The sequence below is a fragment of the Fredinandcohnia quinoae genome (genome assembly GCF_022427965.1).
GTDB classification, from domain to species: domain Bacteria; phylum Bacillota; class Bacilli; order Bacillales; family Bacillaceae_L; genus Ferdinandcohnia; species Ferdinandcohnia quinoae.
On the sequence record NZ_JAKTTI010000031.1, the window covers coordinates 22,993 to 44,291 of the forward strand.

A 21,299-nucleotide genomic window follows, 5' to 3' on the forward strand; every position below is an offset into this window, starting at 1 on the left:
CTCCGATATTTGGATAATATTCATTCTAGCATTTTTAAAAATAAGAGAGTAGATTCATGTTATAATGTTCAGGTTGTTCTTTCAAATTTGTGATTTATAATAGTGATATATCTTTAGTATGAATTGTATGTAGGTAGAAGGCAATATTTGAAAAGGCGGAGAAAATGATGTTTCAAGACATATCAGTAGAACAATTCTTACAAAAACAGAAAAATGATGAATTAGTGCTAGTTGATGTTAGATCTCCCTCAGAATTTAAAGAGGCTACAATCCCTGGTAGTGTGAATATTCCATTCTTTACTGATGAGGAACGCGCTGAAATCGGTACCATATATAAGCAAGTGAGCATAGATGCTGCAAAGGAGCGGGGGCTTGAAATTATCTCAGTTAAGCTTCCCGATTTTATTAGGTCTTTCCAACAAATTGATGGAGAAAAAGGAATCTTTTGTTGGAGGGGAGGAATGAGAAGTAAAACTTCAGCTACCCTCCTTGCATTAATGGGAATACACTCATACCGCTTAGTAGGAGGAATTCACGCCTATCGAAAGTGGATCGTGGAAACTTTAGATGATCTAGGGCAGGAATTTTTGCCAGAGGCTTATGTTCTTAATGGTTATACAGGAACAGGAAAGACTATGATTTTGAATCATCTTGCAAATGAGGGCTATCCTGTTTTGGATTTAGAGAAAATGGCGAATCACCGCGGATCGGTATTCGGACAAATTGGGTTAAAACCCCATAATCAAAAAATGTTCGATATTATGTTTGTACAGGACGCACTTAAGTACAAACAATCTCCTTTAGTATTATTTGAGGCAGAGAGCAAGCGAATTGGTAGGACAGTACTCCCTGACTTCCTATTAAAAAAGAAAGATGAAGGTATTCAAATTTTTATTAAGATGCCTATCGAGGAAAGAGTAAACCACATCATCGAAGATTATCGCCCATGGGAACATCATAAGGAATGCATGGAGGCCTTTGATCGAATCAAAAAACGAATCCATACCCCAATTGCAGCGGCAATTGAGGCTTCTTTAGAGAATGAGGATTTCCAAACTGCTGTAAGGTTACTTTTGGAGTTTTACTATGACCCACGCTATAAATATACGGCGGTTCAACATCCTGAGGATCGTAATATTATAATTGAGGCAAAAAATGTTGATGATGCTGTACAAGTAATTAAGGGAATTATTAAAGAGAAACTGCCTTCTTTAAAATAGATGTACGATTTTTGATAGTCTCTCAAATTTTTTCGTATATACGGACATAAAAGTCAATATTCGACGAAATATTTATCGAAACGAAAAATAAGGGGGAAGAAGTTTATGAAAAAAGTAAAATTCACAAAATCTGTCACAAGAGGTGTTATGGCATCTGCACTTATTTTTTCATTAGGTACAAGTGCAGCTTTTGCAGATGGGGAAGTTACTGATCAAGCTGATACTACAGTTTCACAGGAAAATGGTACTACGGATGTGACCAATGTATCTGATGAGGTAATTTCAAATGAAGAAACAGTCGTTAAAGAAGAAACATTACCTGAAGATACTATAGTTGATGAAGAACAAACTGAAGATACTATAGTTGATGAAGAACAAACTGAAGATACTATAGTTGACGAAGAACAATCAGAAGAAGCAGACGTAGTAGTGGATCAAGGGGAAGAAACTAATGAGCCATCATTAGTACCTGGGGATTTCTTCTACTTCGTGAAAATTATGGCAGAGAAAATTCGTCTTGCTGTAACCATTGATGATTATAAGGAAGCTCGTCTTCTAGCAAATTTTACTGCTGAACGAATTGCTGAGGCAAATGTTCTATTTGCCGACGGGAAGACAGAAGAAGCAGAAAAACTTCTGAAAGAGGCAATTGCCACACAGGAGCAGGCAGCTGAAACTCTTGCTGATTCTGATGAAATGAATGGGGAAGAGGTAGAATCAGTAGAAGAAACAAACGATGAAAGTACTTCTGAAGAGAAGGTTGTAGAGGATGTAGCACCAGAAATTGAAGATGAAGTACAGAGTAAGCTCGCGCATAATATTGATGCATTGGCAGCAGCTTTAACAAAAATAGAAAATCCGAAGGCTCAACAGGCTTTAATGAAAAATATCCAAAAGTCATTTGCAAAATTAGATAAAAAGCTTGAGAAACTTGAAAGAAAATCAACAAAATTTGTAGCAAAGGAAGACGACAAACTAGATAGTGCAGAAGGAACTGAAGAAACGATTACAGACACTGATGCTGAAGACAATGTAGAAGTTGTCCAAACAGATAATGGAGCAGTTGTTGAAGAAGATGACATTAATATAACTGAAGAGAAAACAGAGTTGGCTCCACAAATCAAAACAAAGAAAGCTAAAGCAGAAGAGAAGAAAGTAGTTCAAGTAGAAAAGATTGAAAAGAAGCGTCCTGACGTACAAAAAAATGAACATTCGCAACTAAAGGAAGTAAAAAAGGATAAAGAAAAGAAGCAGCAATCTAATAACGGTCAGGAAAAAAAGAACGAGAATCATAAAGCAAAAGATAAAGAGTAAAAAGAAAAACCAATCCGATTTTGGATTGGTTTTATTCTATGCTTATGAAATCTTACCCCATGATATCCGAAATGCAACCTTCCATAAAATAATGAGGGTAACTATTAATAATAGAAAATAGATAAAGATACCAAAATTAATCAAAGTTGAAATGAAGTGAATTCCTCCAAGAACTGGTACAATCAGCATGAGCCCGAATACTATCCACCCACTGCTTTGTTGAAATGCTTCAAATGACTCAGAGAAGGGTAATGATTTTTTAAAAATCATAAAGCAAATAATCGCATAGATTATCGAATTCATAAAGATGATTAATAGGTCAGGCATAATGCGTACTCCGAAAATGACGATGAATATAACACATAGCAATAGATACAGTGGTAAATACAGTTTCACAATAAATGCTTTCATTGTTCCACTAAAAACCGGAGCCAAGTTGTTCAATGGCGCTACTCTATATATCCACGCACCTTTATATTTTCCAGAAAACTTAAGCATCATGATTACAGTCGGAATAATAATTAAACTAAAATAAATTGAAAAATAGGATTTACTTTGGGATACTTCTGCAAATGAACTAGTTGTATAACTATTTATTAATAAAATAAACGGTAAAACTAATGAAAATCCTAAAGAGGGATACACCTTTAGTTTAAAATCACGCTCATTTTTCATCATTAGACCGGCGAAAGTGAAAAATGCTCGTTCCTCCTTCGAATAACAAATCAGTTTTAAAAGCTTATCTCTAATTTGACTATGTTTTTTTATCTTACCTTTTCCATGAAATGAGAGCTTTTGTAGACTTTTTTCAAATGTTGGTACAAGCTTTAAATAGATAAAGAATGAAATGATCGGAATCACTATTCCACATATGGCTAATATCAGATAAAAGGAGCTAAATTGATTATTCATGACAAGCTCAAAAATTGCACCATACCACATTGGAATAATAAATATTTGCCACCATTCAGGCTGTAGAGCAATATTTAAATCGATTAATTCAAATGATCTTGCAAGCAGCTGATATCCGATCATAATAGCAATTGATAATCCAATTTGTACATAGTTGATTAGGTCTTTCAGTTTTTCACCATCAAAGTATCGTAATATAAGTAGATAAAGTAAAGCTGTTAAAACGACAATAAAAAGATCAAGAAGAACTGTGATAAAAATCGAAACAAGAAAAAACAAAAATCCATTAATAAAGAGGCCAACAATTAACGGTATCCCAATAATTGAAATTGTGAGCAACCATAGATAAATAGAAACATGAATCATTTTTGCAGCACTGATTGTACGCTTATTAACAGGCTTCGGATACAAGATATTTCGATCGCGGATATCAAGTAATACAGATGAAAAATCCGAAATCATTGAAGTCATCACCAGAAACATTAATATCCCAAATACTAGACTCATTTGAAAGATATAATTATCCCCCATTAACATAAATGGAATCGTAAAAAGACCAAAGATGACATACAACCACAATGATTTTAAGTAACCATTGCTTTCTTTATGCTCAGTTCCTTTTTTCTTTGCTTGCTGATTAAAGATGGTTGGTACACGTCTCTGATCCATAATAAGCTTAACCTGTAGAATACTCCTCATCCTTGGATATTCAATTCCGAAACGAGTAAAGATAAATTTAAATCGATCTAGAATACGTAGAGTAAGAAAATCCTTCATCTCTACACCTCTTCTACGACTGCTACAAATTTTTCAGCAATTTCCTTATGTTCACTAAATCCTGTTATTTGATTGAAAATCTCTTCTAATGAACCTTCTTGATTTTGTTGTTTTAAATCTTCGAAAGTACCGTCTGCAGCTATTCTACCATCATGTAATAAGATAATTCGGCTACTGATTTTTTCAACAACATCCATTATGTGTGATGAATAAAAAATAGTCTTTCCTTGAGCAGCTAATTGTGCCATAATTTCTTTAAAAATCATTACACTATTAGCATCTAAGCCATTAATAGGTTCATCAAAAAATAATAAATCTGGGTTATGGAGTAGACTTGAAATAATCAGTAGTTTTTGGCGCATTCCTTTTGAAAATGAAACAATTCTAGAATGAAGTACTTCACCGATTCCAAATAACTGCATTAACTGATTTGCTTTATAATCAACCAATTCATGTTCGATACCGTATATTTCACCGATAAAGGTTAAGTATTCTTGAGCAGTTAAATTATCATAAATCTCTGCAATTTCGGGTACATAACCAATCCTTTTTTTATAATCAACTTCACCATTTGAGATATCCATACCAAAGATCTTTACTTCACCATCATAATCATCTTCAATCCCCAGCATTATTTTAACTGTTGTACTTTTACCAGCACCGTTTGGACCGATATAGCCAATAATTTGTCCACGATTAACATGAAAGGTAACCCCTTTTAGCACTTCTTGGGTACCATAGTTTTTTTTCAAATTAGTAATAGTTAAAATCTCCTCATTTAACATAGAATAGACCACTCCAAATATTTCTAGTATTCTCTTAGTTTACCATTTCCAATATTTAATAAAAAGGATGAAATAAATGACCTACGTGAATAACCATCTTTCAGAAATTTAGACATTTTTCTTAAGATAAATATGATATTCTTGTTTTTAAAATTATAGCCAGTCTTATATGTTACATAATGAATAACATGGAATGTACATCATTTAACAATATGTATAATGCAAATGACCCCATTAATAAGTAAAATAGATACAAACTTCAAATTTTTCAGTCAATTATACCGATCTTTCTACCATCTGAAATATTCTACTAAATTGTAAACGCTTTCCAACTAGTTAATTACCTACAATTCCAAAGTCAATATTCCAACGAGGACTATTTAAAATGATAGATAAGTCCTTTCCATATAAATAAGTTGGTCTTGAATACAAAAGGAGGTTGTTTATTTTGAGTAATGTAAATGCAAGAATTTCGTATGATGACCTACGTAAAAACTTTCAAGAAGTACATCCAGGTTTGACGAATCAGGAGGCAATCGAAGAATCAAACCGTTGTCTTTATTGCTATGATGCTCCATGTATAACGGCATGTCCAACAGGAATTGATATTCCGACCTTTATTAAGAAGATTGCCTCAGGTAATTTGAAAGGGTCGGCAACAACGATCATGAAAGCAAATCCTGTAGGAGCAAGCTGTGCCAGGGTATGTCCAACAGAGGAATTATGTGAAGGAGCTTGTGTACTTAATCATTCAACTAAACCAATCATGATTGGGAATTTACAACGATTTGCCACAGATTGGGCCATTAAAAATGAGCAAGTATTATTTAAATCGGGTAAAAAGAATGGGAAGTCTGTTGCGATTATTGGTGGAGGACCAGCAGGGTTATCTGCAGCCCGAGAACTGGGGTTATTAGGATATTCCGTAACAATATTTGAAGCAGAAGAAAATGCTGGCGGTTTGAACGCATATGGCATCGTTTCCTTTAGACTTCCACAAGAAATATCCTTCTGGGAGGTTAATCAAGTAAAAAGCTTAGATGTGGAAATTCGTACAAATACGAGAGTCGGTAAGGACATATCAGTTAATCAAATTCTTGAGGACTATGACTTTGTCATTCTAGCAGTTGGAATGTCAGCGGTCCCAAATTTAGGAATAGATGGTGAAGATTTAGACGGTGTATATGATGCGATTGAATTTGTAAAGGACACAAAAACAGAGGAGATTACAAATGAATTTGTCGGTAAAAACGTAGTTGTTATCGGTGCCGGAAATACAGCAATTGATGGTGCAACCTGTTCAGTACGACTTGGAGCTGAAAATGTAAAAATTCTTTATCGACGTACACTCGAGGAAATGACTGCATATGACTTTGAATATGAATTTGCAAAACAGGATGGAGTAGAATTTAGGTGGTTAACAGCACCTAAACGTATTATTGGTGACGAGAATGGCCAGGTAAAAGCAATTGAATGCATCAAAATGGAATTGGGTGATCAAGGTGAGGATGGACGACGTCGACCAATTCCAGTCGAAGGTTCAGAATTTACATTAAAAGTAGATGCTGTCATTAAGGCAATCGGTCAATCAAGGTATATTGAACTGATTGAACAATTTGAATTAGAACATAATGGTGGCGTAGTAAAAATAGATGAACATAGCTTCCAAACATCAAATGAAAAAGTATTTGCATGTGGGGATGTTATTTTTGGAAAAGGACAGGGTGAAGCAATGGTTGTTTCAGCTGCTCAGCAAGGGAAAGAAACAGCATATGCGATTCATCAATTATTATTTGGTGCTGTGTCAGAAATAGCTTAAATAATATTTTGCTAATAAAAACTAGGAGGTCATGTTATGGCAGATTTACGAATAAATTTAGCAGGAATAAAATCTCCCAATCCATTTTGGTTAGCTTCTGCTCCTCCAACAAATTCCGGTTATCAAGTACAGCGTGCATTTGAAGCTGGATGGGGTGGAGCTGTATGGAAGACCTTAGGAGACCCAATATTAAATGTTACTTCACGCTTTGCAGCAGTTAGCTTCAATGGTCAAAGGGTTGCCGGATTTAACAATATTGAGTTGATTACTGACCGACCTTTGGAGGTTAATCTTAAGGAAATCTATGAAACTAAAAAGCGTTTTCCGAATCATGCAATCATTGCTTCGCTCATGGTAGAGCCAAAGCAGGAAAAATGGCATGAAATTGTGAAAAAGGTTGAAGCTGTGGGTGTGGACGGTCTTGAGTTGAACTTTGGCTGTCCACATGGGATGGCTGAAAGGGGAATGGGATCAGCTTCTGGGCAGGTTCCGGAATTAGTTGAAAAGCAAACATATTGGGTAAAAGAAGCCGCAAAAACACCAGTAATTGTAAAGCTTACTCCAAATATTACAGATATTACAGCAACTGCAGAAGCTGCCGTTAATGGCGGTGCTGACGCTATTAGCATGATTAATACAATTAATAGTTTAGCAGGGGTAGATATAGATACATGGAATACGATTCCACATGTAGGTGGAAAAGGGGCACATGGTGGATATTGTGGTCCTGCAGTTAAACCAATCGCCCTTCATATGGTTGGTGAGTGTGCAAGAAATCCAAGAATTAATATTCCAATCTCAGGAATCGGTGGCATATCAAATTGGCAAAATGCTGTTGAATTTATGTTAATGGGGGCAACTGGTGTACAGGTTTGTACAGCAGCCATGCATCATGGTTTTAGAATTGTGGAGGATATGATCGAAGGGCTGAATAATTACTTAGATGAAAAAGGTATAGCTTCTGTAATGGATATTGTCGGGAAGTCTGTTCAGAAATATTCGGATTGGGGCGACCTCGATTTAAATTATAAGATTGTCGCAAGAATTAATAATGATGTATGTATTAACTGTAATAAATGTCATATCGCATGTGAAGACACGTCACACCAATGTATCGATATGTTGAAGGATGGAAATGGGTATAGCATTTTGAAAGTTAGGGAAGAGGATTGTGTTGGTTGTAATCTATGTTCGATTGTTTGCCCAGTGGATGGTGCAATTGACATGATTGAAATCCCAAGTGAACTCCCACCAATGACTTGGAATGAACGTCAGGCTGCTCTCGGTGCTATTTCTTGTAGTATTGATACAGTAAATAAATAGACCTTTTTGAGGAGGAAAAGTATGAAAAAAATCATTAAAAACGGCATAATTGTTACTGCAACGGATACATTCAATGCGGATCTATTAATTGATAATGGCATCATTTGTCAGATTGGAACGAATTTGTCTGAACAAGGGGCGGACGTTATTGATGCAAAAGGCTGCTATTTGTTTCCGGGGGGCGTTGACCCACACACTCATCTAGAAATGCCATTTGGTGGAACTGTTACAAAAGATGACTTTGAAACTGGAACAATAGCTGCTGCTTTTGGTGGTACAACAACAATTATTGATTTCTGCTTAACAAATAAAGGTGAACCTTTAAAAGATGCAATTAAAACATGGCACGCGAAATCAAATGGAAGAGCAGTTGTCGATTATGGCTTCCATTTGATGATTGGAGAAGTTAATGAGGCTGTACTCAATGAACTTCCATCTGTCATTGAAAAAGAAGGAATAACATCCTTTAAGGTGTTTATGGCTTATAAAAATGTACTACAAGCTGATGATGAAACCCTATTTAAAACTCTTATTGCAGCAAAAGATCTAGGTGCTCTTGTCATGGTCCATGCTGAAAACGGTGATGTTATCGATTATTTGGTTAAAAAGGCATTGGAGGGAGGGAAAACAGAACCGATCTATCATGCTTTAACACGACCACAGGTGATTGAGGGAGAAGCAACTGCAAGGGCAGCAACATTTACCGGACTTGCTAATTCCCAACTCTATGTTGTCCATGTTACTTGTGCTGATGCTGCAAAGGCAATTGCAGATGCTAGAAATAGAGGAATTGAGGTTTGGGGAGAAACATGTCCACAATATTTGGTACTTGACCAAACCTATCTAGAGAGACCTAATTTTGAAGGTGCTAAATACGTATGGTCACCACCATTACGTGAGAAATGGAATCAAGATGCTTTATGGAGTGCTTTAAAGACGGGAACATTACAAACGATTGGTTCAGATCAATGTTCATTTGATTTTAACGGACAGAAGGACCTTGGGAAAGGCGACTTTTCAAAAATTCCGAATGGCGGACCTATGATTGAGGACCGCCTCTCAATACTTTTCTCAGAAGGTGTCAAAAAAGGAAGAATATCATTAAATCAGTTTGTTGATATTACTTCAACTAGGGCAGCGAAATTATTTGGTTTATATCCCAAAAAGGGGACAATCACTGTGGGAGTAGATGCCGATATTGTTATTTTTGATCCAACAGTGGAGCGTACAATATCTGCGGAAACCCATCATATGGCGGTAGATTATAATGCGTTTGAGGGAATGAAGGTAACTGGAGAACCCATTTCAGTTTTATCTCGTGGTGAATTTGTGGTTCAAGATAAAAAGTTTGTTGGTACAGTTGGGGCTGGCCAATACTTGAAGCGAGCCAAGTATGGAAAGAACTATGAAACAGTAGAAGACAAAACATTATCAATGTAAATTCTGTTACCCTTTGATAGAGGTGGAGTGTAGCTGTGGTTTCACATAGCTACACTCATCTTAAAAAATGACTGAATAAGGATAGTTGTGCATATATTATTCAGAATATTTAAAATAATATTAAAAAAGGGGTGTTAAGATGGAGAAAGGCAGTAATTATTTAAAGTCACCAGATTTGCTTCCAATTGGGCACGGTGATAGGAAGGTTAGTACGTTTGGATTTGTAGTAATTTGGGTTGGAATGGCTGTTGTTTTAGCTGCATTTGCAATTGGTGGAGATGGAATCCGTCATCTACCACTAGGATGGGTTATTATTGCTACGATTTTAGGATCGATTCTAATTGGAATTTTCATGACAATTATTGGTGATATTGGTGTTGAACACGGATTATCCTTCCCTGTCTATATGCGAGCACCATTTGGAACGATTGGTACTCATATTCCTTCTCTTGTCCGTGGTGTAACTGCATCTTGTTGGTTCGGTATTAATACGTATTTTGGTTCGACTGCAATGAATGGAATCTTACATGCATTATTTGGATTTGACAATTGGTTTATTTGCTTCATTATTTTTGCTGCAGCCCAACTCATTAATACTGCACTGGGTATTAAAGCAATTGAGAGGTTTGCAGATTTGGCTGCACCAACGATTATTCTCATTTCTGCTTGGATGTATGTGTCTCTTTCAGATAAAGCATTGGAACAAGGAAGAGATGTATGGGCATGGGTAGAAAGTCCAGTGACAGGCGGAGCTGCATTCACAGCATTCATGGTTGTAGTTATGAGTAATATGGGCTTTTGGGCTACACTTGCAGCTGATATGCCTTCACTTTCAAGATTTTTCAAAGCCCCCAAGAATGAAAGAAATTGGTTTAAACGCAATAAGGCACAAATAGTTGGTAGCGTGATCGCTATGCCGATAGTAAATACATTCATGGTCATAATAGGTGCTGTATCTTATGTTGCTGTTATGAATTATGATCCTGTAGTTGGTCTTCAGGAGGCAGCGAGTGGCTTTGTTTTAGGGATTTTATTATTAATGATTGTGTTTGCACAATGGTCAACAAATACTTCTGCGAATGTGATTCCTGCTGCAACTATATTCTCCAACGTTGGTGGTCCAAAGGTTCCTTTTTGGGCAGGTGTTATCATCGCTGGTATTGTTGGGATCGTAGTTCAACCGTGGAATTTATTTGATGTTATTATTCCTGCGCTATTAATCATTGGTGGTATCCTGTCTGCGATTGTTGGTATTTTATTCACTGATTACTATCTCCTACGTAAGAGACGTGTAAATGTTCACGAGCTTTATGAGGATCATGGTCAATTTAAATATATGAATGGAGTTAATATGGCTGGGATGATTGCCTGGGTTATTGGGGGACTGGCAGCATACTGGTTATCGGCATATTCATTCTTTGTTGGCTTTGGAGTGGGTGCAATTGTTTATTATATACTCGCCAAATATTGGTATTTTAATAAATATAAACAAGCTGAAATTGAAGATCCAAGTGATGAAAAATATTTAGGCATAACAGTAGGGCGTGATTGGCAGATTGATGCTGGGCATGAACCTGTAGTTGTGCCTGATACGACTGTAGATTCGCAGATATAAGAATAACTGGAAGGAGAGAAATAGATATATGTCAGATTATCAAATGTTTTTGCAGGAAAGAGACCGACTTGATTATTTAATTCAAAAGGGATTTAGAATCACAAATATAACAGAAAATTTGAGCGGTGCATTTGTCGAGTTTGAAAATAGTGCATCTGAAAAGGAAACTTTGCAAATTGTAAATCCTGAGGCACGAAAATATTTTGCTGTACTGTTAATCAAGCAACAAAAAGAAGGGGCATAAAGAAGGTAACAAATTAAAACATACAAGATTGATACCGGTAGTCCACTTAAATGGATACCGGCTTTTTGTTTTTAAATATTCGAAATAATTTAAAATATCATCAACTACTCGCCATCTTCCTTTATAATAGAGATAAAGTTGTGAAATTTGGTATGAAGGGGGCAAAAAATTGAACTCTTACATCACAATTAATGATATTTTACAAAGAAAACATTTTGAAAATATTGAAGTAATTGCTGGAAAAGAAGGGCTCTTCCGCTTAGTTAAATGGGTGCACGTTGTGGAAGTGACAAACATACGCAATCTCCTAAATGGTAATGAATTAATATTATCAACTGGTGTGGCGTGGAAAGATAAGAAGGAGAATTTTATCTCTCTAGTTGAACAATTAATTGATTCAGAGGCTTCTGGTCTTTGTATCGAAATCGGTACGTATACCTCTTTGATTCCACAAGAAATTATCAATATTGCTAATCAATCCCAGTTTCCAATTATACTATTTCATCAGGAAGTCCCTTTTGTTGAGATCACCCAAGATATTCATGGACTCCTAATCAATCGTCAATATCAAATGATCTCAGACTTAGAGAACTATTCCCAGGCCTTAAATAAAAAACTATTAACAATTGAGCATTACATTGAAATTCTTAAGTTTATTCATCAATATTTGCGTGTTCAAGTCATAATTGAATTTGGTAATAAAGAAATACAATTTATTCCTGAAGTAGCTGATCCGGTTCGTAGAAGACTAGTAGAGTTAATTGGAAAAAAGGATACCTACCCTGTACCTAACTCAGATGTGATGATCTCTATTGCTAGATTACCAATAAATTTATTAGGCGATAAGTATGCAGAGTTAATCATTACTTCTGAAACTAGAGAGTTGTCTGAGTATGATCAACTTATTTTGGATAGGACTGCAACAGCACTTGCACAGCTATTATTAAGAGATCTCTATGTTGAGGAAAAACGACGGGTTGAAAAAACGGAGTGGTTGAATGGATGGTTAGAAGGAGAGCAGAGTGAAGAATCAATTAAAGAGTATTTGGCTTTTAATACCCCTTCAACTAAGCCAAAAGGAGCAGTCGTCTCCATTTGTAAGCTTGATTCATTTGACCTTTATTCGAATACAGATTTAACTTATTTTAAGTTGTTTTTTCGCGCAATTTTTGAACAACAAGGTTTTTCCCTTTTGGCAATTGAAAAAAGAAATACCATTGTTTTTATCTTTATAAATGAAAGAAGTCCCTCTACATGGAAAAATCGAATGCAGGAAGGGATTCATAGACTGCTTGAATCTGACTTGCAAATCAGAAATGTGAAGGCAAAGCCAAAAATAGGAGTCGGAAAGTTTGTGGAAAGACTCACAAGTATAGATAAAAGCTATCAAGCCGCAATTGAAACAATACGTATTCAAGATCGATTATCAACACAAGCCGATAGCCATTTTTATGATGACTTACATATTTTTAGACTTATCTCGCTATTAAATCGCCATTTGGATTTAAATGAAATCGTCCTAGAATATTTAGAGCCGGTGATCACCTATGATAAAAGATATAATGGTAAGCTGATGGAAACATTGAAAACATATTTAGCCTGTAATGGCTCTAAGCAAGAAACAGCGAAAAGATTATTCATTGTTAGACAAACATTATATCATCGTATACATAAGTTAGAAAAATTATTAGGGAAGGACTTTATGAATCACGAGAAGAGGTTAGCAATCGAATTTATGATTTTATCAAATGAATTTTTACTTTCTTCTCAACAGATGAAAAAAATAGAAAGTGATGTATTGTAACCTACTAATTAATTAGTGGGTTTTTTTACGTCTTATTCTTACTATTCACAATGTGTAAAAATTACAAGCAGTTATATTACAAATTGTCTAATGAAAGCATTTCCAAAATGGAGGATAATTTTATATAAGTATTTTCCAAAGATTTTAATAAGATTTAAGGAGGCTATATTTTAATGACTGTGATAAATAAAAATCTGGCTGTGTTAAAAAATTTTATTAATGGTGAATGGGTTGATGCTATTAGTTCGGAAACGCTTGATGTACCAAACCCTGCAACTGGCGAAATATTAGTAAAAGTCCCGATTTCCTCAAAAAAGGATGTGGATCTAGCTGTTCATGCTGCACATGAGGCATTTCAAACATGGAAAAATACTCCCGTACCTAAGCGAGCGAGAATACTATATAAGTACCATTATCTCTTAACTGAAAACCATGAAGAATTAGCGCGTCTTGTTGTTGAGGAAAATGGGAAAGCATATAAAGAAGCATATGGCGAGGTTCAGAGAGGGATTGAATGTGTTGAATTTGCTGCAGGAGCACCAACATTAATGATGGGTGAGACGCTTTCAAATATAGCTGAAGATATTGATTCAGAGATGTTTCGCTATCCACTAGGAGTTGTGGGGGGGATTACACCATTTAACTTTCCAATGATGGTTCCGACTTGGATGTTTCCATTGGCAATCGCATGTGGAAATACATTCGTTTTAAAGCCTTCTGAACGGACCCCTATTTTAGCAAATAAATTAGTTGAATTGTTCGCTGAAGCAGGAGCACCAAAAGGAGTATTAAATATAGTGCATGGTGCACATGATGTTGTTAATGGGTTACTCGATCATGAGGATGTGAAGGCGATTTCCTTCGTAGGATCTCAACCGGTTGCAAAATATGTATATGAGCGAGCTGCTGCTCAAGGGAAACGAGTTCAAGCATTGTCTGGTGCCAAAAATCACCACATCGTTATGCCTGATGCCGATATGAATAAGGCTGTCGCAAACGTTATTAGTTCTGCTTATGGAAGTGCAGGTCAACGCTGTATGGCATGTAGTGCAGTCGTAATTGTTGGTGATGGTGATGAGTTTGTGACAGCACTTAAACAGAAGGCGGATGATCTAATTATCGGGAACGGTATAGATGATGAAGTGTTGCTCACACCTGTTATTAGGGATTCACACCGAATGAAAGTACTAGATTATATTAAGAAAGGCTTAGAAGAGGGAGCTTCTTTAATTAGAGATGGTAGGAAAGAAATGGATGAAATGCAAGATGGAACATTCTTTGGAGCTACTATTTTTGACTATGTGACACCTGAGATGACGATTGCAAAGGAAGAAATTTTTGCTCCAGTTCTGAGTCTTTTACGTGCAAAAGATTTAGATGATGGACTTGAATTTATTCGTAAATCTCGCTTTGGCAATGGAGCAACAATTTATACAAAGGATGCAAAGGCTGTACGCCAATTTAGAGAAGAAGCGGATGCTGGAATGCTTGGAATAAATGTCGGGGTACCTGCGACTATGGCATTCTTCCCGTTCTCTGGCTGGAAGGATTCGTTTTATGGTGACCTCCATGTAAACGGAAAAGACGGAGTAAACTTCTTCACGCGAAAAAAGATGATTACTTCTAGATTTGATTATTAAAATAGAGTGCAAAAAGGAGGATAAAAGGGCATGGCTAGCACCTCACAAAGTGAAAACTTGTTAACCAAGGATGCAGAATTTGTATGGCATGCAATGAGACCGTATAGCCCTGGTGCAACATTAATTGTGGAAAAAGCGGAAGGGTCTTGGGTTACCGATCAAAATGGTCAGCGATTTTTAGATGCAATGTCAGGATTATGGTGTGTAAATGTTGGTTATGGCAGAACGGAACTTGCCGAGGCTGCATATGAGCAATTAAAAGAAATGGCCTATTTTCCACTTACCCATAGTCATGCACCAGCTATAAGACTAGCGGAAAAATTAAATGAAATGCTAGGAGAAGAATATGTCATCTTCTTTTCAAATAGTGGGTCAGAGGCAAATGAAACAGCATTTAAGATTGCTAGACAATATCATCAACAGAAAGGAGAGTATGGTAGGTACAAGTTCATATCCAGGTATCGCGCTTATCATGGCAATTCCATGGGTGCTCTTGCTGCAACCGGTCAAGCACAACGTAAATATAAATACGAGCCATTAGCACCGGGATTTATTCATGTTGCTCCACCTGACCTTTATCGTTCCTCTGATAAGGTTGATAGTAAGCCAATGAATTTGGAATCTGTTAAAGATATCGATCGAGTGATGACTTGGGAATTAAGTGAAACAATCGCTGGTGTCATAATGGAACCGATTATTACTGGTGGTGGAGTCATCGTTCCCCCGGATGGATATATGTCAGGTGTAAAAGAGGTTTGTGAAAAACATGGTGCACTACTAATAGTGGATGAGGTCATTTGTGGATTTGGCCGAACAGGGAAACCATTTGGCTTTATGAACTACGGAGTGAGGCCGGATATTATCACAATGGCCAAAGGAATCACTAGTGCATACCTTCCTTTATCAGCAACTGCTGTTAAAAAAGAAATTTACGAATCCTTTAAGGGTTCTGAGGAGTACGATTACTTCAGGCACGTGAATACATTTGGAGGAAACCCTGCTGCATGTGCACTTGCTCTAAAGAATCTAGAGATTATGGAAAGTGAAAAATTATTTGACCGTTCAAGGGAAATGGGCGAGTATTTGAAACAAAGCTTATTAGATGCGTTGGCGGAGCATCCATACGTTGGGGATATAAGGGGAAAAGGCTTGTTAGTCGGAATAGAGCTTGTTACAGATAAGGCGACAAAAGAACCCCTTGAAACAGCATTGGTCAATAAAGTAATCGGAGGCTGCAAACAGAAGGGGCTTATCATTGGAAAAAATGGAGCGACAGTTGCTGGATATAACAATGTGTTAACTTTAGCACCTCCATTAAATATTACTAATAAAGACCTTGATTTTATTATTGAGACAGTAACAGAGCAAATAAAAACAATTTAAAAAATTTTTATATAAACAATAGCGACCTATAGTTTCGGTCGCTTTCTTAATTTTGTGCAAATTTAAACTAGAACATCTCAACATAGTCATTTAAAATAAATACCATATGAATGATTGGGAGGAAATAATAATGTCTGTTGTTAAAATTACCGAAGATCGTTATAGGGAATCAATGAGATTATCAGAATATGCATTTCAGTATAAAATTCTAAAGGAAGATATTGAAAAGCGTCTTGAGAATATGAAAAACCATCAAATATTTGGTGTATATGAGGAAGACCAACTGGTTGCAAAGCTTAACCTTCTTTCACTTCATATAAATATTGGTGAGCGCATTCTAAAAATGGGTGGAATTGCAGGTGTTGCAACATATCCAGAGTTTAGAAGAAGAGGTTATGTAAAAGAAATGCTCACAGATGTTCTGATGAAAATGAGAGCAAATGGTCAAACTGTTTCTATGCTCCACCCTTTTTCAGTTTCCTTTTATCGAAAATATGGATGGGAGCTTTTTAGTAATCGTCTTAAAACATCAATGAAAAAGGCAGATTTAGTTATGCATGCTGCTGCCCCAGGGACAATTAAGAGGTATACAGAAAATACTCCAGTCCAAGAAGTAGCAAGGGTATATGAGCAGTATGTCAGAGGTTTTTCTGGAATGTTGGTCCGTACAGAGGATTGGTGGGAAAATGTTATTGATGATCTAAATTGTGCCATTTATTTTGACTGTGATAACAGCCTTAAGGGCTATATGCTCTATTCTATCAAGGATTCGAAGATGGAGGTTGAGGAATTCATTGCCGTTTCGAGTGAAGCGAGGAGTGGACTATGGAATTTTATCTGTCAGCATGATTCAATGATTGATGATCTTGAGATCATTACTTATGAAAAAGAACCATTATTGTTCTCATTGGAGAATCAAAAAATTAAAAGGGAGCTGACCCCGTATTTTATGGTTCGAATTGTTGATGTGGAAGAATTTTTAAAGCAATATCAATTTTATAACCAAGCAAGGATTGTACTTGAGGTCACAGATCCTCATGCTCCGTGGAATGAGAAGTCTTTTTCGATCAACGATAACGAAGTAACAATCGTAGATAGTGGAGATTATCCAAAAGTCAAACTGTCGATTAATGCATTGTCAACAATCCTTTTTGGCTATAAACGTCCACTAGAACTTTTTCAAATAGGAATGATAACTGGTGATGAAGAGGAAATTCGGAAATTAGAAAACTTTATTCCACAGCATAATGCATATTTCTATGATTTCTTCTAATTGCAATTTTCGAAGGAGATTGCCACATGCAAAAAAGAATTAGAGATTATGGTATTAAAATAGGTAAACATCCAACAGGTAAACTAAATAAAATCTCTGATGTTGCTGGAGTAACTGTTGGTCATTCAACCATTAAAAAAGCGGGAATTCAAACAGGAGTAACAGCAATCTTTCCACATGGTGAAAATATATTTATCAATAAAGTCATTGGTGCTACATATGCTATGAATGGGTTTGGTAAGACAGTAGGAACACTTCAGGTTGAGGAATTGGGGACCATTGAAACACCAATATTATTAACTAACACATTAAGTATTGGAGAATGTGCAAACAGTCTTATTTCTTATATGCTTGAACAAAATAGAGGAATTGGTATTACTACTGGAACTGTTAATCCACTTGTTGGGGAATGTAATGATATGTTTTTAAATGATATTCGTAGTCAAGCGATTCGTAAGGAGCATGTATATGAAGCGTTACATACAGCTTCAGCTGAGTTTGAAGAAGGAAGTGTTGGTGCTGGAACCGGTATGCGCTGCTTTGGATTGAAAGGAGGTATCGGTTCATCCTCAAGGGTGATCTCTTATCCCCATGGTACCTATACGATTGGAGTTCTTGTATTGTCAAATTTCGGGGAGCTTGATCAATTTAGAATGAATGGACTACATGTTGGTGAGGTCCTAAAAGAGAAAGTTCCTAGTCAGCCATCAGGGGCTGATAAAGGTTCCATTATGATTGTCATTGCAACTGATTTGCCAATTACATCACGACAGCTTAAGCGGATAATTAAAAGAGCAAGTGTTGGACTCAGTCGGACTGGATCCTATATCGGAAATGGTAGTGGAGATATTTTTATTGGTTTTTCAACTGCTAATCGCATTAATCATGTCCCTACTGACACAATTTTATCATTAAGATGCATTCATGAGGATGATATAGATGAGACATTTAAAGTAGTAGCAGATGCTACAGAAGAAGCTATTTTAAATTCTTTGATTACTGCTACTACGACGGTAGGGAGAATGGGAAATATAGTGTTTTCCTTAAATGAATATATCCATGATTTATTACTAGAAGGGAAGTGAACACATGAAAAAGCCAATCATTGGAATCACTTCACATGTAGAGTTAGATTATAAACATAGTCTTTCAAATGATTATATCCAATCCGTAATACAAGCAGGTGGCTTACCTGTCATCTTACCGATTGGAATTGATACAGATATTGATCAGCTTACAGAAATGATTGATGGCCTTGTTGTGACAGGAGGTGGGGATATCGACCCGACCTTATTTGACGAGGAGCCACATCCAAATTTAGGAATGATTTCTCCTGGCCGGGATCTTTTTGAAATCGCAATCATTCAACATATGCTAAATGTTGATAAACCAATTCTTGCAATTTGTCGGGGGATACAAATTCTTAACATTTCGATAGGGGGCGACATGTACCAGGATATATACAGTCAAATTAATCAAAATTTATTACAGCATACACAAAAAGCAACACGTTCTCATCTCGCACATTATGTGGTAGCGGAGGAATCTACTCTTTTGAAAGATATTATAGGTATTAAGAAATTTAGAGTAAATACGTACCATCATCAAGCTGTCCGAAATGTACCAAAACCATTCATCATATCAGGAGTTGCATCAGACGGCATTATAGAAGCGATTGAGAGTATAAGGCATCAATTTGTGTTAGGAGTTCAATGGCACCCTGAAGCATTGGCAGTGAAAGGTGATGAATTTGCACAACGTATTTTTAATAGATTTATAAAAAGCTGTTAAGCACTATCTTTAGCGCCAAAACTCAAGAAACTCATAGTATTCAGTTGGAACCTTTTGAATGATTTCTCCATGTTTATCTTTATAAACCTCATACTCTTGATATGTTTCAACGGTATTTCCATTGACAACCTGTGTATCTACTAAAACCATTTCTAACGATGGTATCAGATTTTCTAGATTTTCATTTTCAACTTTGGCATCCACCTGTTCATCAGGCGACAACCCTGAAAAAACAATTGTTTCTTTATTTTTTACAACCTCAGATTCGATAAAACTAATTATACCTAAAATTATTATTAATCCTAAACAAGCAGCAATTTTTTTCAATGAAACCTACTCCTTTTAATCATCTTATTAAAAATATATGCATGTCTCATAATCTTAGGACAAAATAAAAGCCGAACTCTATTGAGCTGGATTATTATACGATATTATTGCTTAAGGGAACTGTAGGGAATGTAAATTTAAAAACTGTACCAACTCCGATTTCACTCTCACAAAGAATCGCTCCATTCATTGCTTTTACGATACTATATACAACCATCATTCCAAGACCAGTTCCTTTAGATCCTTTTGTTGAATAATATGGTTCACCTAATCTTTCTAACTGATCTATTGTCATCCCAACTCCAGTATCCCTTACTAGGATAGTCAATTGGGATTTATGATATTGTGTTTCAACAAATAATTGACCTCCACGAGGCATCGATTCTATCGCATTCTTTAATACATTTAAAAAGCATTGGTGAAATTTCTGCCGATCTCCTTCTATCGATCCAACCATCTCAAAATTAGTTATGATTTCTACAGAGTTTTGATTAGCCGTGGGTTTTAATATATTGATAACCTGATTTAGCTCTTGTTTAACGTTAAGCCTTTCAATTGTTTCTAATGACGGTTTTGAAAAGGTAAGGTAATCTTGGATTACTTGCTCCGCAGATGCAAGCTCTTCCTTTATAATCGATAGATATTCTTTTTGTTTTAGTCTTGGAAGATTATTTTCTTTTAGTAATTGTACAAAACCCATTGCTGCTGTTAGTGGATTTCGTATTTCATGAGAAATTGCAGCACCCATTTGTTCAACAGCTTGTAGCTTCTCAGATTTTATTAATGTTTGGCGCAAATAGAGATTATTACTAACAAATTCAATAATATAAGAGATTATTCCGATTCCAATTGGCAATATCCCAACATAAGCAAACCAAGCATCGAATCGATTAGCAGGGGGGGTAAAGAACTCCATCCCTAAGGCATTCAATATGCTAAGGAAGATTGCAATAATGATAGATAAGCAAATTCGTTTGCTTGGACTTTTTCTCCAAAACCGCGGATAACTTCGCCATAAGATAAAGGCGAGAGGTAGGTAGAGTAATATTGTAGCGTAGAAACCAGAATCTATACCGTAGAAAGCCCGAATTACAATAACTGTAAGTGATAAGATAGGACCGATTCCTAAATAGAGCCCACCTATCAATACTGGGATTAATCGAAGGTCAAAGTGAAAATTCGGTGTAGGTTGGTATGAAAACTGAAAACATGTCCATAAAAGAGCAACGCACCAAATATATGCCTCCCATTTGGAAATAGTTAAATTTCTTTTTCTTTCTGACCAAATTAAGCCAATAAATAAAACAATAATTATTAATGAAAGATTGAAGAAAAAATGTTTTGTGATTTCCATTGGGTCACCTTTTTACTTTAAAGTCTTAAATAAATTATACAATATTTATAATAATTCGACAATAGAACTAAAACTAATATGGTTACATATAGAATGAGCTATGGTAGTATAGAGGTAAGTTATAATAGATTTATAGGGGGGCTCACACATGTGGGCTGAGAGTAAGCGAAATGTAGCTTTGACCCATGAACCTGATTTGGATAATGCCAACGTAGGGAAATAATGCTTGCTTTTTCATGCGGTATATCCTTATTGGGTATATCGCATTTTTAATTTTA

The 21,299-nt window shown here is 36.0% G+C and carries 17 protein-coding genes and 1 riboswitch; of the genes, 13 read left to right on the top strand and 4 right to left on the bottom strand.

Annotated features, from left to right (window positions below):
* Positions 1 to 167 precede the first annotated feature (167 nt).
* A complete protein-coding gene (mnmH, locus tag MJG50_RS16775; protein WP_240256907.1) occupies positions 168 to 1,220 on the top strand; it encodes a tRNA 2-selenouridine(34) synthase MnmH in 1,053 nt (350 codons plus the stop codon).
* Positions 1,221 to 1,325: 105 nt separating this feature from the next.
* Positions 1,326 to 2,534, top strand: coding sequence for a DUF5667 domain-containing protein (locus MJG50_RS16780; RefSeq protein ID WP_240256908.1), 1,209 nt, complete (start codon positions 1,326 to 1,328; stop codon positions 2,532 to 2,534).
* A gap of 42 nt (positions 2,535 to 2,576) precedes the next feature.
* On the opposite strand, the gene MJG50_RS16785 is transcribed toward MJG50_RS16780, so the two are convergent.
* Both MJG50_RS16785 and MJG50_RS16790 read right to left on the bottom strand, forming a co-directional pair.
* Positions 2,577 to 4,223: a hypothetical protein gene (locus MJG50_RS16785; protein ID WP_240256909.1), complete on the bottom strand. Its 1,647-nt coding sequence runs from the start codon at positions 4,221 to 4,223 to the stop codon at positions 2,577 to 2,579.
* A 2-nt stretch (positions 4,224 to 4,225) separates the two neighbouring features.
* Positions 4,226 to 5,008 (bottom strand): ABC transporter ATP-binding protein, encoded by a 783-nt coding sequence (locus MJG50_RS16790; protein ID WP_240256910.1) that lies wholly within the window; start codon positions 5,006 to 5,008, stop codon positions 4,226 to 4,228.
* A 448-nt stretch (positions 5,009 to 5,456) separates the two neighbouring features.
* Here MJG50_RS16790 and MJG50_RS16795 point away from each other — a divergent pair, with 448 nt between their 5' ends.
* The 11 genes from MJG50_RS16795 (at position 5,457) to MJG50_RS16845 (ending at position 19,340) form a co-directional block, all read left to right on the top strand.
* Complete coding sequence (locus tag MJG50_RS16795) at positions 5,457 to 6,827, top strand: NAD(P)-dependent oxidoreductase (RefSeq protein ID WP_240256911.1); 1,371 nt, start codon at positions 5,457 to 5,459, stop codon at positions 6,825 to 6,827.
* 36 nt (positions 6,828 to 6,863) lie between these two features.
* Positions 6,864 to 8,150, top strand: coding sequence for an NAD-dependent dihydropyrimidine dehydrogenase subunit PreA (preA, locus tag MJG50_RS16800; RefSeq protein WP_240256912.1), 1,287 nt, complete (start codon positions 6,864 to 6,866; stop codon positions 8,148 to 8,150).
* Between the two features lie 21 nt (positions 8,151 to 8,171).
* Positions 8,172 to 9,590, top strand: coding sequence for a dihydropyrimidinase (gene hydA, locus MJG50_RS16805; protein ID WP_240256913.1), 1,419 nt, complete (start codon positions 8,172 to 8,174; stop codon positions 9,588 to 9,590).
* Between the two features lie 139 nt (positions 9,591 to 9,729).
* Entirely contained in the window at positions 9,730 to 11,205 is a 1,476-nt protein-coding gene (locus MJG50_RS16810) for an NCS1 family transporter (RefSeq protein WP_240256914.1), read from the top strand.
* A 28-nt stretch (positions 11,206 to 11,233) separates the two neighbouring features.
* Complete coding sequence (locus MJG50_RS16815; RefSeq protein ID WP_240256915.1) at positions 11,234 to 11,449, top strand: hypothetical protein; 216 nt, start codon at positions 11,234 to 11,236, stop codon at positions 11,447 to 11,449.
* Between the two features lie 169 nt (positions 11,450 to 11,618).
* Entirely contained in the window at positions 11,619 to 13,253 is a 1,635-nt protein-coding gene (locus tag MJG50_RS16820) for a PucR family transcriptional regulator (RefSeq protein WP_240256916.1), read from the top strand.
* Positions 13,254 to 13,426: 173 nt separating this feature from the next.
* Positions 13,427 to 14,893, top strand: a complete 1,467-nt coding sequence (locus MJG50_RS16825; RefSeq protein WP_240256917.1) for a CoA-acylating methylmalonate-semialdehyde dehydrogenase — start codon at positions 13,427 to 13,429, stop codon at positions 14,891 to 14,893.
* A gap of 30 nt (positions 14,894 to 14,923) precedes the next feature.
* On the top strand, positions 14,924 to 16,276 hold the full coding sequence (locus MJG50_RS16830; protein ID WP_240256918.1) for an aspartate aminotransferase family protein: 1,353 nt from the start codon (positions 14,924 to 14,926) through the stop codon (positions 16,274 to 16,276).
* 130 nt (positions 16,277 to 16,406) lie between these two features.
* Positions 16,407 to 17,549 carry a GNAT family N-acetyltransferase gene (locus tag MJG50_RS16835; RefSeq protein WP_240256919.1) on the top strand — a complete coding sequence of 381 codons (1,143 nt, stop codon included), beginning with the start codon at positions 16,407 to 16,409 and terminating at the stop codon, positions 17,547 to 17,549.
* A gap of 26 nt (positions 17,550 to 17,575) precedes the next feature.
* The gene (locus MJG50_RS16840; protein WP_240256920.1) at positions 17,576 to 18,634 is read left to right on the top strand and encodes a DmpA family aminopeptidase; all 1,059 of its coding nucleotides are present in this window, start codon (positions 17,576 to 17,578) and stop codon (positions 18,632 to 18,634) included.
* A 4-nt stretch (positions 18,635 to 18,638) separates the two neighbouring features.
* Entirely contained in the window at positions 18,639 to 19,340 is a 702-nt protein-coding gene (locus MJG50_RS16845) for a gamma-glutamyl-gamma-aminobutyrate hydrolase family protein (RefSeq protein WP_240256921.1), read from the top strand.
* A 9-nt stretch (positions 19,341 to 19,349) separates the two neighbouring features.
* Here MJG50_RS16845 and MJG50_RS16850 read toward each other — a convergent pair whose 3' ends face one another.
* Both MJG50_RS16850 and MJG50_RS16855 read right to left on the bottom strand, forming a co-directional pair.
* Complete coding sequence (locus tag MJG50_RS16850; protein WP_240256922.1) at positions 19,350 to 19,667, bottom strand: hypothetical protein; 318 nt, start codon at positions 19,665 to 19,667, stop codon at positions 19,350 to 19,352.
* 94 nt (positions 19,668 to 19,761) lie between these two features.
* A complete protein-coding gene (locus MJG50_RS16855) occupies positions 19,762 to 21,021 on the bottom strand; it encodes a sensor histidine kinase (protein ID WP_240256923.1) in 1,260 nt (419 codons plus the stop codon).
* A 124-nt stretch (positions 21,022 to 21,145) separates the two neighbouring features.
* Positions 21,146 to 21,257: riboswitch (TPP riboswitch) on the top strand.
* Positions 21,258 to 21,299 lie beyond the last annotated feature (42 nt).

Coding starts and splice junctions, on each gene's coding strand:
- preA (WP_240256912.1), top strand. CDS start 6,864: ATGGCAGATTTACGAATAAATTTAGCAGGAATAAAATCTCCCAATCCA.
- mnmH (WP_240256907.1), top strand. CDS start 168: ATGTTTCAAGACATATCAGTAGAACAATTCTTACAAAAACAGAAAAAT.
- MJG50_RS16785 (WP_240256909.1), bottom strand. CDS start 4,223: ATGAAGGATTTTCTTACTCTACGTATTCTAGATCGATTTAAATTTATC.
- MJG50_RS16855 (WP_240256923.1), bottom strand. CDS start 21,021: ATGGAAATCACAAAACATTTTTTCTTCAATCTTTCATTAATAATTATT.
- MJG50_RS16790 (WP_240256910.1), bottom strand. CDS start 5,008: ATGTTAAATGAGGAGATTTTAACTATTACTAATTTGAAAAAAAACTAT.
- MJG50_RS16835 (WP_240256919.1), top strand. CDS start 16,407: ATGTCTGTTGTTAAAATTACCGAAGATCGTTATAGGGAATCAATGAGA.
- MJG50_RS16830 (WP_240256918.1), top strand. CDS start 14,924: ATGGCTAGCACCTCACAAAGTGAAAACTTGTTAACCAAGGATGCAGAA.
- MJG50_RS16815 (WP_240256915.1), top strand. CDS start 11,234: ATGTCAGATTATCAAATGTTTTTGCAGGAAAGAGACCGACTTGATTAT.
- MJG50_RS16845 (WP_240256921.1), top strand. CDS start 18,639: ATGAAAAAGCCAATCATTGGAATCACTTCACATGTAGAGTTAGATTAT.
- MJG50_RS16810 (WP_240256914.1), top strand. CDS start 9,730: ATGGAGAAAGGCAGTAATTATTTAAAGTCACCAGATTTGCTTCCAATT.
- MJG50_RS16840 (WP_240256920.1), top strand. CDS start 17,576: ATGCAAAAAAGAATTAGAGATTATGGTATTAAAATAGGTAAACATCCA.
- hydA (WP_240256913.1), top strand. CDS start 8,172: ATGAAAAAAATCATTAAAAACGGCATAATTGTTACTGCAACGGATACA.
- MJG50_RS16825 (WP_240256917.1), top strand. CDS start 13,427: ATGACTGTGATAAATAAAAATCTGGCTGTGTTAAAAAATTTTATTAAT.
- MJG50_RS16780 (WP_240256908.1), top strand. CDS start 1,326: ATGAAAAAAGTAAAATTCACAAAATCTGTCACAAGAGGTGTTATGGCA.